This is a genomic window from Proteus vulgaris (assembly GCF_016239305.1).
GTDB lineage: Bacteria > Pseudomonadota > Gammaproteobacteria > Enterobacterales > Enterobacteriaceae > Proteus > Proteus vulgaris_C.
Map to the genome: position 1 here is coordinate 28,196 of NZ_JAEHOQ010000017.1, position 17,550 is coordinate 45,745.

16 protein-coding genes are annotated in these 17,550 nt (G+C 35.9%); 1 reads left to right on the forward strand and 15 read right to left on the reverse strand.

Annotated elements, in window-relative coordinates; translation table 11 throughout:
* Window positions 1-156: 156 nt before the first annotated feature.
* The 8 genes from JEP40_RS12840 to JEP40_RS12875 form a co-directional block, all read right to left on the reverse strand.
* The gene (locus JEP40_RS12840; protein WP_198623866.1) at window positions 157-2,019 is read right to left on the reverse strand and encodes a VWA domain-containing protein; all 1,863 of its coding nucleotides are present in this window, start codon (window positions 2,017-2,019) and stop codon (window positions 157-159) included.
* A 64-nt stretch (window positions 2,020-2,083) separates the two neighbouring features.
* Window positions 2,084-3,271 carry a DUF3150 domain-containing protein gene (locus tag JEP40_RS12845; RefSeq protein WP_147675468.1) on the reverse strand — a complete coding sequence of 396 codons (1,188 nt, stop codon included), beginning with the start codon at window positions 3,269-3,271 and terminating at the stop codon, window positions 2,084-2,086.
* Between the two features lie 98 nt (window positions 3,272-3,369).
* Window positions 3,370-4,377 (reverse strand): AAA family ATPase, encoded by a 1,008-nt coding sequence (locus JEP40_RS12850; protein WP_023159922.1) that lies wholly within the window; start codon window positions 4,375-4,377, stop codon window positions 3,370-3,372.
* A 53-nt stretch (window positions 4,378-4,430) separates the two neighbouring features.
* Entirely contained in the window at window positions 4,431-4,799 is a 369-nt protein-coding gene (locus tag JEP40_RS12855; protein ID WP_198623867.1) for a hypothetical protein, read from the reverse strand.
* Window positions 4,800-4,836: 37 nt separating this feature from the next.
* On the reverse strand, window positions 4,837-5,931 hold the full coding sequence (locus JEP40_RS12860; RefSeq protein WP_023159923.1) for a lambda-exonuclease family protein: 1,095 nt from the start codon (window positions 5,929-5,931) through the stop codon (window positions 4,837-4,839).
* Between the two features lie 48 nt (window positions 5,932-5,979).
* Complete coding sequence (locus JEP40_RS12865; RefSeq protein WP_147675470.1) at window positions 5,980-7,269, reverse strand: recombinase RecT; 1,290 nt, start codon at window positions 7,267-7,269, stop codon at window positions 5,980-5,982.
* 77 nt (window positions 7,270-7,346) lie between these two features.
* The gene (locus JEP40_RS12870; RefSeq protein WP_099660699.1) at window positions 7,347-7,844 is read right to left on the reverse strand and encodes a hypothetical protein; all 498 of its coding nucleotides are present in this window, start codon (window positions 7,842-7,844) and stop codon (window positions 7,347-7,349) included.
* Between the two features lie 118 nt (window positions 7,845-7,962).
* Window positions 7,963-8,703 (reverse strand): hypothetical protein, encoded by a 741-nt coding sequence (locus tag JEP40_RS12875; protein WP_147675471.1) that lies wholly within the window; start codon window positions 8,701-8,703, stop codon window positions 7,963-7,965.
* Window positions 8,704-8,986: 283 nt separating this feature from the next.
* Between JEP40_RS12875 and JEP40_RS12880 the strand changes: the two genes are divergently transcribed.
* Window positions 8,987-9,643, forward strand: a complete 657-nt coding sequence (locus JEP40_RS12880) for a hypothetical protein (protein WP_198623868.1) — start codon at window positions 8,987-8,989, stop codon at window positions 9,641-9,643.
* Window positions 9,644-9,696: 53 nt separating this feature from the next.
* On the opposite strand, the gene JEP40_RS12885 is transcribed toward JEP40_RS12880, so the two are convergent.
* From JEP40_RS12885 to JEP40_RS12915, 7 genes are all read right to left on the reverse strand, one after another.
* Window positions 9,697-11,034, reverse strand: a complete 1,338-nt coding sequence (locus JEP40_RS12885) for a hypothetical protein (RefSeq protein ID WP_147675473.1) — start codon at window positions 11,032-11,034, stop codon at window positions 9,697-9,699.
* A gap of 121 nt (window positions 11,035-11,155) precedes the next feature.
* Window positions 11,156-12,211 (reverse strand): TraU family protein, encoded by a 1,056-nt coding sequence (locus JEP40_RS12890; protein ID WP_198623869.1) that lies wholly within the window; start codon window positions 12,209-12,211, stop codon window positions 11,156-11,158.
* Window positions 12,211-13,431: a TrbC family F-type conjugative pilus assembly protein gene (locus tag JEP40_RS12895; protein ID WP_198623870.1), complete on the reverse strand. Its 1,221-nt coding sequence runs from the start codon at window positions 13,429-13,431 to the stop codon at window positions 12,211-12,213. Before JEP40_RS12895 ends, JEP40_RS12890 begins: the two co-directional genes overlap by 1 nt.
* Window positions 13,425-13,940: a signal peptidase I gene (gene lepB, locus JEP40_RS12900; protein WP_072070769.1), complete on the reverse strand. Its 516-nt coding sequence runs from the start codon at window positions 13,938-13,940 to the stop codon at window positions 13,425-13,427. Before lepB ends, JEP40_RS12895 begins: the two co-directional genes overlap by 7 nt.
* Window position 13,941: 1 nt before the next feature.
* The gene (locus JEP40_RS12905) at window positions 13,942-14,220 is read right to left on the reverse strand and encodes a hypothetical protein (protein ID WP_141240700.1); all 279 of its coding nucleotides are present in this window, start codon (window positions 14,218-14,220) and stop codon (window positions 13,942-13,944) included.
* The gene (gene traC, locus JEP40_RS12910; RefSeq protein ID WP_147675476.1) at window positions 14,204-16,690 is read right to left on the reverse strand and encodes a type IV secretion system protein TraC; all 2,487 of its coding nucleotides are present in this window, start codon (window positions 16,688-16,690) and stop codon (window positions 14,204-14,206) included. Before traC ends, JEP40_RS12905 begins: the two co-directional genes overlap by 17 nt.
* Window positions 16,690-17,505 (reverse strand): thioredoxin fold domain-containing protein, encoded by an 816-nt coding sequence (locus JEP40_RS12915; protein WP_261984778.1) that lies wholly within the window; start codon window positions 17,503-17,505, stop codon window positions 16,690-16,692. The genes traC and JEP40_RS12915 overlap by 1 nt, the downstream gene beginning before the upstream one ends.
* Window positions 17,506-17,550 lie beyond the last annotated feature (45 nt).

Here is a 17,550-nt window from a genome sequence, read left to right on the forward strand (position 1 = left end):
CATGGAAAATATTTGTATTTTATAATTGCAATAATTATTTTTTCTTGTATTAGAGTGATAAATTTCAAGTAAAAAAAAAGCCCCCGATGAAGGAGGCTTTATAGTTGTTGTAAGTGAAAACAAACTTTGTGTAACAACGCGAAAAGTAACCTTTTACTATCGTGCTGTGACTATTAAATTTGCACACATTTGAAGTATGGATTGCTCAATTTCATTGAAATTTTTGATAAATATAGTGTTTTTACCAAATATCCCCTTGAAATAGGCTTTGTTTGTTCCATCTTCGTTCAATACAAAGGTACAGACTTCTATTCCTTCGATTGTTGCTGAATTGATGATTTCTTGTGTCTTTTTATCATCATTCGGTTCCCCGTCAGTGATAATGAAAATCATCTTTTTCTTTTCCCTTGATAGAGCGATTTCGCTTATTACGGGAATCAAACTTTCAGCCAATGGAGTAGAGCCTAAACATCCTTTGTGCGTAAAAACACCTTGAGAAATACTTGCGCGAAGCGGTGTGTATCTTGGCTTCATCGTTTGTACTAGTAGAGAATTGGATTCTTCAACGTAAAACGGAAATGCATAGCAAGCTGTTGAAACACCTGAAATATTTAACCCTTCCAATACTGCAATTACGGAAGATAATGCAGCTCGAATACGGGATGTATCAAAGTGGTATTCATACATTGAGGAACTAGTATCAAGTAAAATAGAACAAGCACAATTTGGGCTTTGGATAACATTTTTAGTCTTAAAAATGTTAGTGTTTCCCGTTTTAACACCTGCTAATTTACTAGATTTAATTCTTGCGCCTTGCTCCTTTAACCGTGAAGTGGATGTAGTATTATCATGGACTAATTTTTCAAATGACCGGCGTAATCTACTTCCTGTTGTCAAACTTCTCTTAATATCAAGTGAAGTTATTGTTTGAGTGGCTTGATCAAAATTCTTCTTCCACTCTGTGTTAATAATAGCAACGTTAAAAAAATCATTAACTATTCCCTTGGAACTCATATCTTTTTTAAGTTGTTCCGGATTCGAGATTGTAGATGTTATATCTTGAATAACATTGTCATTTATACTATCGAATGAAACGTCCTTAAAAATGTAACTAAAACTCTCTGGATCTGGATCTGAATCTAAATCGTCAATATCAGTTTCGGTTGAAACATTGACATCATTAGGTCCATTTGAACTTTCACCCACACCAGAGCAGTTAGAGTTACCGGAACCATCAGGGTCATTACCTTCAGAGTTACCGGAACCATCAGGGTCATTACCTTCAGAGTTACCGGAACCGTTAGGGTCATTACCTTCAGAGTTACCAGAACTAGGACTACCAGCATCGTCAGAGCTACCATCAGAAGGGGGTAACATATCTTGTGGTTTGAGCTGAAGGGCTGTTGCTAGAACAATGAATAATTTTTTGGCAATTAGATTATTATCGACAGTAGTTGTGGATGAAAGCACCATTTCTAATAATCTATCAACCTTGTCAGAAATTGCTTTGGTAAAGATTGAAATGAATTGAAGTTTTAGTTCGTTAATGTTGTTAACAACGACTCCGTTGTATTTACTTCTACCATGCAGTAAAACATAGTTTATGAAAAACGTTATTTTTTCCTCAATAGAAATGATGGAGTTAATAGGTTTTTCTGTAAAAACATGTTGTCTGACGGCATCCAAGTAATACTTGGCACCACCATAAACATGCTCTAACTTTGATTCAATCCAGATATCTTCACAAATATTTTCTAATACACTAATATATTTATTGCCTGTTTGAGCAACAAATGAAAAATCAGTGAATTTGGCATGTCCAATTTCATGAAGTAAAAAACCTAACAAAATATTACCGAAAGATGTATCAGTTGTGTAAGGAATCCCTATTTCATATTTACCACTTTCAGATACACCACAATACGCTTCGTCAGTAGTAAATTTAATTGAAATGTCAAATTTTCCAGCTAATACATTAGCAACGATTGCTAATGAGGCTGCACTTCTTAATTGTTTCATATATATACCTATTTAAATAAAAACGCCTGAATAAATTCAGGCGTTAGTTTGGTTTCCCATATTATTAGTAGAAAAATGGAACATCCTGATTTTCATCTTCAACACTAAAGGATGAATTTACAGGTAGATCCGAAGAAACTACTTGAGGTCCTGATTGAACATCAATTGGTGTCGGAGTTGGTGTCGTATTTTCTACAACATCTTGACTCACATTCGGTACTGTCACCGTTTGTGAGTTTTCGGCGACATTCACAATGTTTAAATCGTTTTCTATTGGTTCAGCAAGATCATCTTCATCGACTACAATTTCAATGAAATCACTATCAGTATTACCCGTTACAGGTACTGAAGTTGGTATGGCAGTTGATACATCAATGTTGTTTATAGTTTGTGGTAAAACAGTTAATTCCACATCTGATACATTGTTCAAATTGGTGGAGTTTATTAACTGCTTCAAAGTTTTAATGTCTGATAACGTGATAAAAAGTGTTGTTACGGCAATTGATTCGTCATTAGACAATCTCCCAACGCTTGGCAACGTTGAAATAAAGTTACTCAAATAATCACTTAAACTGCCAGCATCTGGATTTAATACAGCTAATCCTTTCAGCTTACTTGCAACTTCTCGTAACGTATTGAGTGTAGTTTGAGATATGTTTGATGCATTGTATGAGCCACGTTCCCGTAACTCAGAAATTCTATCAACAACATCAAGCAGGACAGATTCTTTAAGGCTTTGTACTTTTTCTTCTGACTCGCCTTCACCAAAGGGTGAAATATTGAAAGAAGAAAAACCAAATTGTAGCTTTTCATCTAACCGTTTGACGTCAATAACTTCGGACTCAAACAGTTTTTTTACAGTTTCATCTTCTTTATCTAACCATGAAAGAAAATCAGTTGATATAGCGGATAAAAACTCATTTTTGAATATATAGAATTGGTCCTTTAAATCATTTAACTGCTGTCTTACGTGACTTGCAAGTGAAGTCGGCACTGCATACCCGTTCAAGAATGGAACACCATATTTTGAACAGATAGCATCAGCACCAGTACGAAAGGTACGCATTTTGTTGATTTTTGCAGGGTCAATAACCTTTTTGGTTCCGAGGCTGGCTATTGTTTCGGGAGGCAGAACTATATCTCCAGTGTTAATAACCTTAATATCTTTACCTTTAAGTGTTTTTCTTCCAGTAGTTAAACGGATACCTTCCAGAGAAAAAATTACTACGTTTTCAAGAATGTTTGGGCTCATAAATTCACCTACATATTTATATATTTAAAAAAGGCAAATAGATAAATCTATTTACCTTGTCGATTTATTAATAATTAAAATTAAAAATAAGATTTGAATTAAGATTTAAAATAAACATTAAACATATCGTTCAATGCTATTTTTTCATCTTCAGGAGCTCTGTTAGAGATATGTAATTGCCATGCATCTAACAGAATATCTACCGGTGGTTGTTTAGAACGAAGCATAAAATCGAAACGGCGAACAACATTCACAAGGCTTCTAGTTGAAATAGCGGTACTACTGAAGTTAGTGACTGTCGCAGATGTACTTTTACGTACATCGTTAGCCAGCTTTATTAGCCCATCCGTCAGTAACTGATGTGATTCAGGATCAGACAAAAATGAAGCAAGTAGCTTACGTTCTTCTTTTTCGGGCATATAGTCAGCCTCAACAAACATAAACCTATCGAGGTTGGCTATATTCTGCGGTTTTACACCACTGTAATTTCCTGTCATATCACCGGTCCCATTACTGTTTGCAGTTACTGCAAATCTAAAGTTCTCATGGTGATGAATGCATTCATTTGTTTCAGGAATGACAAGAGAACCCATCTCTAAGATCCCGTTAAGGGAGTTAGCTACGGAAGGTTCTAATTGGTCATACTCATCAATCAGAAAAACCAACCCATGCTTATACGCGATGGTTAGCGGTCCTTCATGAAAGACGGTTTCTTGATCACCCGTTAATTTATCGACTTTTAGCCGAAAACTACCGAGTAAGCTACTCATATCAAGATCAGGACTGGCTGTTACTTTCATCAATCCCCAATTCATACGAGCAGCAATTTGCTCAACTATTGACGATTTTCCACAGCCAGTAGGTCCAGAAATCCAGAGTGATGTATCTAATGGGTTATCAAACCACATTAACACATGCTTTCTGAGTGAAGGTTCAAACACATACTTCTCATTAAATTTCGGGATATACTCTGAAAATTGATGGTCATTAGAAAAACCCTTGATACTATATTTGCCCTTTAAATTCTCAGGCAGAATAATACCTAAAGATTCCATATCGACCGGAGTGTTACGTTTAATATCAAAACTGTTATTTACAGCGTTCATATATTTACCTATTTAAATAATAAACATTCAAATTAATTTGAGGTTTAAGTTTGTTAAATTGAACAATTAATAACACCGCAATGACGTTGACGTTTTAAAATCTCGCCATTCACAAATGTTGTTACTTGTTTTACGTTGGTCATGTAAGTTTCAATGTCTAAATCTCTCATGCTTTTAGTAATAAAAGGAATGAGAAAAAATTTTCCACCAATCAAACATTTATTTGTTTTGTACTTAACACTCAAGAATTCAGCAAATAAAGCAATGCTATTTGCTTGGTTTAATAAATCTTTTCTTTCGGTGTTTGTAACACGTAATAGCATACGAAGTTTTTCATTTTCATCTTGAGTTAAATCAATAACTCCAAAATTTTTTTTATCCTCGGATGCAGCATAAGTTGTCATATTAATGATATTATTCATTGATAATCCTTAACACCTGAATTAAAACTCAGGGTTATTATAAATATTTATATATATCTATTATTGAATCACCTTTCTGATTATTATCGTTATCTTGATAATTATCAGAGGATGATATTGAATTGGAAGAATGATATTCATAACTTGTTATTGATGTTCTAATTGACGACTCACCATAACAATCAGGATGATCTTCTTCATTGATACCCAATTTCTCTCTTAGTTTCTTCCAAGAAAATCGTGGAGCGCTTTGAGATTCTAAATATCGAATTCCAAAGCCTTCAAGCCTCAAGGGAGCATTAGGCTGTAACTTTAATACAGATGATAAAACCTTTATTTCATTTCTTATCTGTTCATCAAATGATGCTACTTTTTCTTTAGCTTCATTCAATTGTTTTTGTGCTAATTGAAATGCAGATTGTAATTCAACTAACTTTTTGGTTCGTGATATTAAATCATCAGGATTAATATTACGTTCTTTTAGTACATCATCACTATTTAAATAAATTATATCCTTATTTACATCAAATTCAGGAGGCGTTTTGTTATTAACGCAATTCCAGAATCTTTTGGTGATGGTAACAACCTTATTTATTATTTTGTCATTAATTTTTAATTTAAAGACAATAGGTGTTTCTTTAGCAGACCAGAATACCAAGTACCCGTATGTGCTGCCAGTAACTACCATTTGATGATAAACCTGCCATTTGTAATAGTTGAAAACTGAAGATTTTGCTTTTTCCTCTAATAACATACGGTGATTTTTTGGGGATATATTTTTGAACTCTACAACATCATTATTATCAATAAGTCCATCAAGTGAGGCTATCATGTGCGGATATTTCCTACTACGCACGCAACATGGACTACTGATTTCCCCATACTGATTCTCAAACCAGTGTCGGGCGAACTGTTCGGATAGCTTCCCTACCTCAACTTGCCGTATACATGACAAATCTTTTGGAGGAATAGCACCGATCCATTCTAAATATAAGCTGTAAGGAGTATTGCTGAACTCATTTTTAACCTCGGGATTTAGTGTGGGGGTACACGTAGCTGTTACACCCGTTTTTCTCCAGCTTAACCATTTATCAGAGCCTTGAATGAGATCATATATATCGAAATTATTCATATTAATATCCAAAACCCGTAGATAAACTACGGGTCCGGTTGATATCTATTAATTCCGCTCAATAGTAAGCAAAATATAATCAGATAACGGTTTAAATTCGATAATAGACAACTTATTTATAAGTGGTGTCATATCGCTTTGTTTTTTGCAATCAGAGAATAACTGTCGGCAACAAGCTAAATCAGATTTAACTTGCTCAAGTGTTTTTATAAATGCCACTTGCTCTGAACCTGAAACAGTTGAAATGAAATTATCAACATCTTCAAAATTATTATTCTGGATTGCATTAGTTAGTATTTTATTAAATACATTCTTTCTTTCTGCTATTAATTCCTCCTTTGCATATTCAATTTCAGCAGGATTAAACTCAAAGTTATTTGAGATTTCATCAAGCATACTTTCAAATGCATTGGTCTTGCTGCACCGTTTAACCAGCTTGTCAATCCGCCGTTTCACTCCATTACGAATGACATCAACTACAATAGCCTCAGACACGTTTTTAGGCGAGTCTGTTACTACTGCTGAGTTTTGGTCGGTAAATGCGTGTACAGCTTCATAAGTAGTTGTTTCGAGCGAAACAGGACGATTTTGAGTAAAACCCTCACCCCCATCTGTATTCAGATAATCAATTGTTCGCATGATTGCCTGATTAGCGTTAGGAAGTAAGTGTATACAGGATTTGATAGCAGTTTTTCTGATCATCTGTGTAGTAAACAACGACCACGGAGATTTATCAGGACTATACAGCCAACTTGCAGATTTTAAACGGGCGCTTGCAATATCACGTCTGGTTATGAAGTAAATCAAGTGAGTATCGTCATGCAGAAGGTAGTCAACATATACCCCCCTGAAATTACCTCTTTCACCGATTGAGCCTTTGTCGAATTGGTCTATAAGAATATTTCCAACATCAGCAAAAGGGTCATAGTGATGTGTTGGTGGTGTCCGTCTGCCATTGAACTCAAATTTATCTTTTTCAAAAACTAAATCTATAATTAAGTTTTTGCACATTTGAGCTTCAATAGCCATTTTAATTAAACCCAAATACGAGACATCAAGAATAACACGCTCATCTCTGGGTACTAAGTATGCTAATTTTTGAGCAGGGTCTAACGTTAGTGACGTTGTTGCAAGCTGTAAAAAAGCAGTTTTAAAACTAGCGGGATTATTAATAGCAATCGCCATTAGTTTTTTGTTGTTATCAATCTGATTCTTAGCAAAAATTGCTTCATTAAAATACGATGTTTCACTAAGAGAGTTCTCAGTAAATTTCGGTTTTAAACTTGCGATTATGTTAGAAACAGTTTTGCTACCTTGAACTATATTCGATGATGACATATATAAGATACCTATTTAAGAAACAAAAAAACCGCATATAGCGGCTATTGTTTGAATTGGAATTGATGAATATTAGTTCAAATAGATTTTTTACTATCTAATGAACTTAATAATTGGCTTTTTAACAAAAGCTGATTGTTATCATATTTATTTTCTTCCAATTTTTTATTTGATTCATCAAGCGAATTTCTGGATTTATTAAAGTTTAATATATCCGTTAACTCTCTGATGCGTTCTAAACTTCTAACGCGCTGTTGTCTTGCTTCCTCATCTATTTCAATCTCTGATTTTGTTTGGTAAGTATTAACGCCATTGATTGATAATATAAATGGAAGAATATAGAATCTTTCTTTAACAATATTGTTAATTACAGATTCTTTTAATTTAACTTCACCCTTTGCAAATATCGTATCATTGCTTTTAGCATTTGATAATATCTCTGCAAGTTTGGTGTCCTTACAAACTATATGAAAGTAAGCACTTTGATCTTCAAGCATGACATCATAGACTATTTTGTCTTTTACTTGAGTCGAGCGAATAATATTTATTTTACCTGAGAATGATAATTCACACATATTTTCACCTATTTATTAAATAAGAGACACATAATTAAAACTATGAGCTCAGAGTTTTTGAATAAAATATATTCAATGATTGAATATATTTTATTAGGGCGTAGAAAAGCCTTGACTGTTAAGCGTGATGCTTAACAGTTGTGATTAACCAGAAAGATCTCCGTTTGGGAGCTGCCAGTTTCTCACTACCGAGTCGGTTTCCTGACTCATCAATTATACGGGCATATTCAACAACTTCTTCACGCTCTTTTTTGAGTGTGATGAAATCACCTTTCTGCACCGTTGAGTTAGCAATTGCATCTGCCAGACCTAACCCCCAAATGATATCTTCATCAATACGAACGTAATAGGACCGTCTGTTTTGAGGTTTGAACTGGTAGTGCGCTACTCCGAAATCACGTAAAATACCGTGGTATTCTTTGTGAGAGCCCTTTCGACAGTCGTTAGAAGATGAAAGCTGTGCTTCATTTCTATCCAATCTATCGCTATTTAAGGCGCAAATTTCCGGATAATTATTGCTTGAGTCGTCTTTTTGCTCACAATCGTGTGCAATCATTAACTCGTGTGAAGTTGGAACTTCAGCGTTTGGATATAGGTTCACATCATCGGCATTGCGAAAATGTGCCTTTCGTCTATTAAGCTGATCTCTATTGCGTTTATTCAGATACAAAATCATGAAGATAGTTGTACTGATAGCAATCGAAACCAGATTTTTAGTGCTAAAACTTTCTACGTTTGGTAGTGATCCATCCCACAAAAACACAAGCGCAAACATTATTGAAGCGTATGCAACCGTGAATTTATAGTTCAGGCAGGCGTGAACAAGCACACCAATCACTAGTATTGATATGATTAACATATAATTTACCTTCGTAAACTTGGGTATTATTGGAGAGTTTAAAACCGTTAGTAGTAAAAACTACTTCGGGGGAGAGAGGGATTATTGAGATCTCTCTGAATTGAACTATGAGTTAACATAGCTAGATGTAGTGTCAATCAGACACTTGTAACAGAACCATTCTGTTTCAAAAATAATAAGAATGCAAGTCCCTTTTTTGATTACAACTTTTATTGCTATCATGAAAAGTTCTTTTTTATTGGTACGTATAATGAAGGTCTTTGAAACCGGTTTTGGAGAAAACATGAGTCAGGATAAAGAAGTTTTCGATTCAGTAACTACACGAAAAACAAGACGGAAAAAAGTAACTTCTGTACCGTCGTCTGAATACCAAATGCATTTAGATACCACTATTGCGATTGATGCCTATCATCAACGGTTCTTTGTAGCAAGCCAAGCCGCCTATTTGTTGGAACAGCGCCTTGAACGCTGTCTTATGCATCGAGACAAAATTATGCGTGATCGTGCATCTGCTATCGTAAAATCACTGAGTCAGGCAGTTGACAGCAATTTTTCAGACTTAGAAAATTTTAAACTGACATTGGCACAACTCATATCTGAAGTAGAGACTGAACGCGGTACTAAATATGAGTTATTGAGCTATTCCACACCGCGCTCTATGACGATTGAAAATCGTACTTATCTGGCAACCAGAATGTGTACTGGCTTAGAGACTCTTGATCTTGTAGTTAAGTATCTCGATGTTTGCCGACATTATTCTTTAGTACCATTGGCTGAGATCCTTGAAACTCAAAACACTGCTGACAAACGTATGCGTGGGGTGTTTAGTACAATCATACGTCATGGTGAAACAATGAAGCGGTTGGAAACTGAGCACTCCACACGGAAAGTTACCTCAGATGATAAGTCAGTATCAGATATAAAAATTGAAAATGAATAATTGACTTTCAGTTAAATTATAAAAGATGATCAGATTAATGTTCATCTTTTATTTTATATAACTAATGGTTTAGGAATAATGTTATTAATAACATAATCGATATAATCTTCTTTATAAAATCCTATTGGAGAAAAATCTCTTTTTTCATCAAAAAATAAAGAGTAATCCCTCGTATTTAATGTGTTTAACTCGTTTGATATATCATCAATACCCAGTGGTTTTAAAAACATATCATATGCTTTTTTAGAATCAAAAATTCTATTGAAGTTAATTACTTCTGGTGTTGGACCTTCTGTTAGATTTACAGAGCCACTTAATACTTCACAAACTCCATTACTTATTCCGCAATAAACCTTCGCATGAAATTTGTTATTTTTCTTTACGGATTCTACTAAATTTGAACCTAATCCATAGCTTACTAATTCTTTATAGCTTATTTCATTGATTTCTGAATATGCATTTTTGAAGCTATTAACCTCTTTACCCTTAGTGGATATTAAGGTCTTTAATGGGTCTGTTCTATTGATTATTTCAAGCCACGTATCAACCCTTTGGTCTTTTTTAGCAAATTGATAACTTACAAAAGGAGAAATGAGATATATCTTATCGAATAAAAAATTCCATCTTGCAATTAATTTGTAAAGCCAGTTCATTACTGTAGTTTTTGAATGAACTGCAAAAACATGTTCTGTTAACGGTTTAGAACCGTATATATCTAATAATGAAAATTCATGATTATCAAAATATGGGTTTTCATGATAACTACTTACAAATTTAGCAATATGTTGGTCACCACAAGGGCAATTTATTGGGAAGTTAATAACAATGTTTTTTGGGGAGCAACCTCCCTTACCAAGTGACCAATTAATATAATTATAATATTTTTTTGATATCGTATGCCATTTTATTTCCAAATCACTATACGCGATAGGTTCTAAATTCCTCTCGCAAGTGTTACAAATATATAATGGGTGATTATCAAAATTATAGTTATCATTTCTATTTTTAAATATGTTGTTAGTATCTATAATTTCTTCCATTGATTTAACAAATTCATATTCATCTATTTTTTTAGTATCGTTGTCAACATATATGTAATTGTCTTTTTTTGTTGCACCAGAATTGAAACATGATAGGTCGGGATTAAAAACCTCTAATTTAAAGTAGTAACGACAATCATAATTGTGACATTTACCGATCATTATGCCTTTTTCATTTAATTCTGGAACTATAAAATTATTCATAACTTTGGTTTGTGATGTGAAAACTTCTGCAATTTCGATAATGGATTTGCAAAAAGGGCATTTGCCATGATAGTGCTTTGTTTTATTGCTATCACGAAGTTGGTGTTTTATTGAGCGTAAGTACTGGTAAGATAGTTCAAATGACATGATAACTCCGAACGAAACATCAATGGTATTGATTGTATTTTATCATCGTTTATCACACATCATACTATTAGTGTCGAGTTGGTACGCTCAAACCCCCATGTGCATGGGGGAATAACCTTAATTACAATATGATACGGCAACAGTCCATCCATTGAAAAATCATATACGTACTTTCTTGCCCTGAGCCCGTAGGGTATCTGAATGAGCCCCCTTGCCATTTGTACGGAGTTTCACCTAGAACGTGAGAGCTCTTGGTTTCTGGTGTTGGATAGACCATATTGAATTTATACTGCTGTTTGGGGATTGTTGGATAAACACGAGGTTTACATGCCACTTCTCGCCCTAGGGTTAGACGAGCAAGCCCTCTGCGATGTTCCAGTGACAATGATTTTGCGGCTGTTAGGCTGGTTGTCCGTGGCGTGTCTCTCGATGATGTAGAACCGGTTAATGGATATTGCCCCCCCCATGATCCAGCGCACCACCACAGCTTATTCATAGGCTTTCCTCCACCAGTAATAGCAACGGATTCCATCGTACATGCTTGATGGGCAATTATATTTGCGACCGCAACAGATTCAGGATGTTGGAAAAAGGCTAGTGTGGCGCTATGCCATGTTGGATCAATCTCTGAAAAGCTGATTATATCAAAGTCACTGTATGCATCTGGTTGGCATCCTTTCGGCAACCACAGATCCAATATACGTAGCAGTGGTGCAGAGTAATAGTGATAGTGATAGAAACTAATACCAGAGTTCGTATCTATCTCATGACCGGTATCTGACACCTGAGTGCCGTAACTATATTTATTTCCTACATTGATTTTCAAACCGCCCATCGTAGAGAAGCAACCAGGAACTCGCGTAACTTCCATGATTTTACGAGGTTCCCACACACCGGTTAACAACCCTGCGTGATAAACCCCTAATCCGTCAGGACAGGCGCAGAATACGCCCTTAGCGGCATCATCTGGCATATCACCGCTAGGTCCAATGTTAGCTCCGGATATTTTTATCGGGAAAATGCAACTCCAGCAAACATCAGTAAACATTTTACCCTTTGTTAAGAATTCATTATCTTTGCATGTAAATGAACCAGTGTTATTATTTTGTACACTTTCTGCATAGCTCAATGAAGTTAACAGGAGTGCAGACGATAATAGCAATTTTACTTTATTCATCAGTAATTCCTTTCTGCATATTCATTAACAATAAATTGCTTATCATCACCGGTTACAATGCTTGGAACATTACGAATCCCAAAACGTTCTTTCATACCTTCCTGTATAAAATATAAAGTGGCATTATCACCATACAAATTGCTATCTGAAAATGTTTCCCAACCATCCCCATATACGTCAGTTACAATCAATGTAGGAATTAAATTTTCATCTTTGGCATTTTGATATTGCTGTTGTGCAAATATACGTTGCCATTCTGAAGCAGGATTGAAGAAAATTAACTTCAAGTTAAATGGGATAACGTCCATAGGGTTTACTCGCCCTTTTTTGGCAATTATGCGTCCATCTGGAGATAATATATCCTGTGGTATCACAACGCTTGGGTCTACATAGTGGGTGCTATCTTTTAGAGCTTCAGGGAATTTGTATATATCTTTATTCTTCCAGTATCGGTTATAGGCATCCTTTTTTATTTTTTCGAAATCTAGATTTTTAATACCTTCTTCAATTAAATCCAGCATATTACGTTCAATTACCTCAACAACTGGTCCTTGCACACCCATATTCCCTGTTTTATTATCGAGATAATTAACATTGGAAATTCCATGTACCAGAGATACAAATTCACCGTCATTTTCATGAATGATAGTCGGAATGGTTCGCACACCATATTTAATAAAAATGTTCGGATCTATTGTGAAATTCACTTCTGACTTTGTATCGCGAATTAATTTATGCCAGTGATTTATTTCATCGACCAGTGAATCTTTATTTCTAACTCCCTGAACAACTAGGATTACATCATTACGACCTGATACTGACCGCATAATATCAATTACTTCAGTATCTTTAAGGCTTGCCGAAATCAATATGTAAAATACATTACCTTTTTGCTGTTGGTTGAAACTTTCACTTTCATTCTGGCTTTTGATCATCTCCTTTAGTATCTGCCCTTCATCAGTCGTTAGCTTGTTAATAGCCTGATTTGCCATAACGTTTTTATCTGCGATAAGCTGGCGCGTTGCCTCTCTGTGAACTTCAGCTTGTGCCGCTGCCACTGCTTTTAGTTTTTCCAAATCTGCCATGTCTGCATCAGTAGATCGTTCGACAGTAGGAATGGACTCTGTATATGGAGTAACCATATTTAATTTACTATTTGCACTGGATGTAATGGATAGTGTTAATAGAGAAATCAATAATGTAACTTTCTTTTTTACCATATCGGATATGCTCTCCCGATCACATTTTCTATGGGGAGTACGCCCCAATACCGTGAATCAAAACTGACCTTAGTGCGACCCATTAGCCAGATATGACCGGCAGGAATTATCCCCTCACGTTGTAATTCCTGCTCTGTATGACCAGATTCTCTTGCTAATAGAAGTCCTTCACCCACCATCAGATCATTGACCGTGGTTTCTTCAGGATTGACCCTAACCTTGTCACCAGCTACACCGTCTATAAATTTGATCGCAATGCTACTGATGTATTCAGACCGAAAAGCAAATGTTTTCCCTTTCTGAATATCTTTGTCCATTTTATCAATTAGATAAATTCTGTGTTCAGGGAGGCAGGGGTAGTTTTGCGGATCAATCCCAATTGAAAAGCGATTAAGTACGTAATGGCTGGCAGGTGCGACAGTGACGACAATAACCAACATATAAAGAGATTGCCGCCCCCAACCTCGTTTTTTCCTTGAAATTCTTTTATAAAAATTCTTCAGGTGCATATCAGTTATCTTTTAGCTTTCCACTGATGTATACGCCATCAGGAGCCGTATGAAGCGCTGATTGATTGAAAATGATGAACCCCTTATCTTTCAAAATATCAGCTCTATGCTGTATTACAGCGCGTTCTTGGGGCGACTTGATACTCCCGTCAGGATTGCTCATATTTATCACAGCAATTTGTGCCACCAGCGGTTTTGGTGGCTTTAAGTGCGAGTAAATACCCGCACCAATAAACCCGAACAAAATCGGTAATAAAACGGTTTTAATCATCGTTTCCATACCCTTGTTCTATTAAATATTGATCGATTGCATCAATGACGTCTTGTCCCTGTTTCAGACGATCCTCAATCGCCTGTACTTCAGAAGCTCTTGTTGTGTAAAGCATGTAAGAAAACTTATCAACGAGGAACCGGCAAATTCCGCCACCCATAGCACTCATAAAGTAGACTTCAGAATAGATCCCCGTTTGGCTTTTAACTGTTTTCAAAAATTCGTAACCGGCTTCGTCGAGCGGCAAACGTTCTTCCCTTCGTGCTTTATTCACCGCAGATTCGGTTTGTCCAAGCATGGCAAGAAATGCGGAGTTATCAGTGATAGCAAGACCGACACGGTCCTTATACATATCATTGATAGATTGGGTAATCGTAATAGCACTGCCGTAATACTTACGGAACCGGCGGTAGCCTTTCTCAATAAATGCACCGATGTTCCCTGTCAGTAACGCCCATGCTTCATCTATGATCACAATTTTCATTTGATCACGATCACCAAGATACATATCTTGTTGAATCTGATATATTAATTGCATCAAAATGATTTGTTTCAGGTGTTCGGATTTTTCAATACGACCCAACTCAAGTACAGTAAACGGATTATCAAAAGAGATGTTGTTTTTACCAGTAAAATATTTGCCGTATTGACCTTCTTTTGTGAAAGGATATAACTGCTCACCAATATCTTTAATGCGCTGATCAGGATCGCTTTTGCAGGAGTCTGCTACCATGTCGATAGTTGTTTCTTTACCGTGTTTCCTGACTAATTTGGCAACATGATTTTTCAAACGGGATGTTTCAAAATCCCCCAACCCGTCTTGTGGTGCAGCCATGACTGACAGCAAACCAATAACTAAATCTTCTTCACCGGTTCCTTCTTCAGCATCTTCATCCTCTCCAAAATAATCCTCAATAATTTCAAAGAAATTAAGACATGGTTTAGTCGATGGATGGAAATCTACATACGAACCATCAAACATCTGACACAATTTTTTATATGAGTCGCCAGCGTCAATTACCCATACCTTCGCGCCTAGTGAGCGGTATGCAGAGATAATATAGTTAGTTAAGAATGATTTACCTGAGCCGGATGACGCAGCAATACAAACGTTGTAGTTTGTATCGCTTTGGAAAAAGTCCATTGTCTGGACCTGACCATTTCGTGATGTAAGAGTTAGAACCGGATTACCAGTACCTTGCCAATCAGAGTAAAGTGGAGAAAGAACGAGAGCTTCCTCTACCGCAAGAGTTTTAGAACGACCTAAAACTTTGTCAGCATTTGCTTCAAAAAATAATGGCAGCGTTCCTAAAAATATCGGTGCAACAAAATTGACATCGGGAATCATTTTGAAAGATAGATTGTTGAGGTAACTGGTTGCCTCTTGTACTGATTGATTAAGTTGTTGCACAGAGTTGGCAAAAATTGAAACAGTAAAAGTAGCTTTATAAATTGGCTGTCCATCATCAATTTTCTGTGCCAACACATCAAATCCCGCACTCGTAGTTTTCATTGATGGAACCCATCTGGAAGATGGTCCATCAGCGTTGCGCGTAGCAACTGTACGTTTTGATGTAAATGTACTTTTAGCATTCTGCTGGTCCGGATAAACCAGTGTCATTGTGATAATGCAAGGGTTTTTAATACCAGTTGCACCGTTCATCAAATCGCCTAAAAAATACTGTGCAGAACCCTCTTGAAATCTACGAGGTAACTTTTTAGCTGAAATTGTTCTTGCAAAAGTAGTGTTTGTCTCTGCCTTACTACTCTCATCTTCCGGATTGCCAAAACCGACATAATTAGAGCGAACGAAAAACAAACTATCCAGTTCTAGTAGCTGTTCCGAAACCATTTTATCTTCATCAACTTCAATCGGCATTCTATCGCGCCAAGTCGCATTACTGCCTTGATTTATCATTGAAGTGATAGCTGTAATATAAATTTCTCTTGTTAGTTGTTGAGGGGCAAAACCAGTCATTCTAAGTGTGGTTTCAAAGTTACCCTGCATCTCTCTAACAGTGTTTAATTCATTCAGAGAAGGAGAAAGATCATTTTTAATAGGCACTTTAACTGTAAAGTATAATTCACAGTTACGAGCCTTTGTATTTGTGCCGTTAAACGCTTTCGATGTGTGAGCCAACAGAAAACGTGAGCGTTTTAAGCTCGTCGTTTTCATAACCTGATTCTGACAATTCATGCGTAAGAAATCAGATCTATTTGCAATGTGGCTGATATTTGGAGAGGCAAATAAAGATATCTGAATAACGGTACTATTTGGGAAATACCCAGATAAAAGTGTTTTTAATTGAGAGAGCTCTTTTCCGGTTGTACCGGACAAGGGAATACATTTAAATCCAAAACCAATATAGTTATTTTCACAAATAAAAATGTTTTCATCGTCATGAATAGCTAAAACTGGACATAAAGATGAAAAACGCTTAAAGGTTTGCATTTTTTTTAAGATAGTAGCTGTTGCCATTATTTACCACTCTCCAAAAATGACTTTAACCCTTCAACTGGTTTACCAACGTTGTAAGTTCCATCGTCACGAATAATGAATGGAATCATGCTCACACCAAAAACTTGTGCGGTAATTTCCCTTTTCATCAAAGCCTCACGGTCACAGTTTTCAATTTGCTCGAAACGAACACTGTTATTCCCAGTAATGATTGCCCTGTCAGCTCTGTATCTGTCTTTTGCACAATACAATTCAAAATTGCGTTGCTGGCTATTACTGTTTAAAACGCCTACGGAAAGTACATGAACAGTGTATTTCTCAGGGTCAAGATCATTTAGTTGTTGTAAAGTTTCATGGCACTGAACGCAGAACGGGTCAGTGAAAATAATGGTCTGCTTTGGTCCTTTTCCCCACGTTGCAGACTGCAAATCATTCATTTTAATATTGAGATTTTTTACTGGAATAATTGAGCCGAAATTTTGAATTTCTTCAAATGAGGTTAAGTCTTTTTTCGCCCATGTATCATATAAAGTTCCCTTTATAACAAAGCGCCCATTCGAGGTAAGAAGCTGTAAATTACCGTTGTTATTAAGAGCAATTATTCCGTTGCTAGGTAATAGAAATTTGGGAATATCAGGCGTTTTTGTGGGATGTGCTTTTAATGCTTCTTGATTGAAAACAGTCTGAATATTTGATTTTTCGATATCAGCATAGTTTGCATGAGCGTGTACGGCTGTGAAAGATAAAGCTAATGATATTAAACTAAGGTGTATCTTATTTTTCATTTTTAATCCTGCACCATCTGAGTATTGATCTGTTGATTGTGATTCTTTCACATCTGAAAAATTTCTTTTCTTGTCTGGCAATAAAAAAAGGACTTA

What these genes read in the sequence shown, in the direction of transcription:
- JEP40_RS12895 (WP_198623870.1), bottom strand. Translation starts at nt 13,431, where the DNA reads ATGGTAAAAAAGAAAGTTACATTATTGATTTCTCTATTAACACTATCC.
- JEP40_RS12860 (WP_023159923.1), bottom strand. Translation starts at nt 5,931, where the DNA reads ATGAATAATTTCGATATATATGATCTCATTCAAGGCTCTGATAAATGG.
- traC (WP_147675476.1), bottom strand. Translation starts at nt 16,690, where the DNA reads ATGGCAACAGCTACTATCTTAAAAAAAATGCAAACCTTTAAGCGTTTT.
- JEP40_RS12890 (WP_198623869.1), bottom strand. Translation starts at nt 12,211, where the DNA reads ATGAATAAAGTAAAATTGCTATTATCGTCTGCACTCCTGTTAACTTCA.
- JEP40_RS12850 (WP_023159922.1), bottom strand. Translation starts at nt 4,377, where the DNA reads ATGAACGCTGTAAATAACAGTTTTGATATTAAACGTAACACTCCGGTC.
- lepB (WP_072070769.1), bottom strand. Translation starts at nt 13,940, where the DNA reads ATGCACCTGAAGAATTTTTATAAAAGAATTTCAAGGAAAAAACGAGGT.
- JEP40_RS12855 (WP_198623867.1), bottom strand. Translation starts at nt 4,799, where the DNA reads ATGAATAATATCATTAATATGACAACTTATGCTGCATCCGAGGATAAA.
- JEP40_RS12875 (WP_147675471.1), bottom strand. Translation starts at nt 8,703, where the DNA reads ATGTTAATCATATCAATACTAGTGATTGGTGTGCTTGTTCACGCCTGC.
- JEP40_RS12885 (WP_147675473.1), bottom strand. Translation starts at nt 11,034, where the DNA reads ATGTCATTTGAACTATCTTACCAGTACTTACGCTCAATAAAACACCAA.
- JEP40_RS12880 (WP_198623868.1), top strand. Translation starts at nt 8,987, where the DNA reads ATGAGTCAGGATAAAGAAGTTTTCGATTCAGTAACTACACGAAAAACA.
- JEP40_RS12865 (WP_147675470.1), bottom strand. Translation starts at nt 7,269, where the DNA reads ATGTCATCATCGAATATAGTTCAAGGTAGCAAAACTGTTTCTAACATA.
- JEP40_RS12845 (WP_147675468.1), bottom strand. Translation starts at nt 3,271, where the DNA reads ATGAGCCCAAACATTCTTGAAAACGTAGTAATTTTTTCTCTGGAAGGT.
- JEP40_RS12870 (WP_099660699.1), bottom strand. Translation starts at nt 7,844, where the DNA reads ATGTGTGAATTATCATTCTCAGGTAAAATAAATATTATTCGCTCGACT.
- JEP40_RS12840 (WP_198623866.1), bottom strand. Translation starts at nt 2,019, where the DNA reads ATGAAACAATTAAGAAGTGCAGCCTCATTAGCAATCGTTGCTAATGTA.
- JEP40_RS12905 (WP_141240700.1), bottom strand. Translation starts at nt 14,220, where the DNA reads ATGGAAACGATGATTAAAACCGTTTTATTACCGATTTTGTTCGGGTTT.